This window comes from Novosphingobium sp. MD-1 (assembly GCF_001014975.1).
In the GTDB taxonomy this organism is placed as follows: Bacteria; Pseudomonadota; Alphaproteobacteria; order Sphingomonadales; family Sphingomonadaceae; genus Novosphingobium.
Window position 1 is genome coordinate 1 of sequence record NZ_BBXA01000005.1, and the last position, 831, is coordinate 831.

At 61.6% G+C, this 831-nt stretch carries 1 protein-coding gene and 1 pseudogene; both read right to left on the reverse strand.

What is annotated here, in order from left to right; translation table 11 throughout:
* Positions 1-10: 10 nt before the first annotated feature.
* Positions 11-373 (reverse strand): annotated as a pseudogene (locus tag NMD1_RS21410) (IS5 family transposase); the annotation flags it as partial.
* A gap of 46 nt (positions 374-419) precedes the next feature.
* The gene (locus tag NMD1_RS21415) at positions 420-767 is read right to left on the reverse strand and encodes a transposase (protein WP_233497265.1); all 348 of its coding nucleotides are present in this window, start codon (positions 765-767) and stop codon (positions 420-422) included.
* Between the last annotated feature and the right edge of the window lie 64 nt (positions 768-831).

Here is an 831-nt window from a genome sequence, read left to right on the forward strand (position 1 = left end):
GACTCACTGATCACAGCCAGAAGAGCACGGTTGCGGCGAGTGCGAGGGCGGAGAAGAAGACGGTTGGACAGCGGTCGTATCGCGTTGCCACGCGTCGCCAGTCCTTGAGACGGCCGAACATGATCTCGATGCGGTTGCGCCGCTTGTATCGGCGCTTGTCGTACTTGACGGGGATGGAGCGGGATTTCCGGCCCGGAATGCAGGGCTTGATGCCCTTTTGCTCAAGCGCGTCCCTGAACCACTCGGCATCATAGCCCCGATCGGCAAGCATCCACTGTGCCTTGGGCAGGTCGTCGAGCAGGGCCGCTGCGCCGGTGTAATCGCTGATTTGGCCGGCCGTGATGAAGAAGCTCAGGGGCGGCCGTTGGCATCGGTTATCGCGTGAAGCTTGGTGTTCATGCCACCCTTGGTCCGTCCGATCAGACGCCCGAGATCCCCTTTTTTACCCCAAGGCTGGAAGCCGTGCGGTGAGCCTTGAGATAGGTCGCGTCGATCATGAGTGTCTGAGGTTCGGCCCTCTGGGCGGACAGGCCTTCCATCATCCGGCCAAACACGCCCATCGCGCCCCACCGTTTCCATCGGCTATACAATGTCTTGTGTGGCCCATACTCCCTTGGCGCATCCCGCCAGCGCAGGCCGTTCCGGTTGACGAAGATGATCCCACTCAGAACCCGCCGGTCGTCAACCCGCGGCTTGCCGTGGCTCTTGGGGAAATACGGCGAAAGGCGAGCCATCTGCTCGTCCGTCAGCCAGTACAGGTCGCTCATGCTCAGTCTCCTCGCGGAGCCTGAATCACATCCCCCTCAGCCAATCAATGGGTCCTGAGCCTAG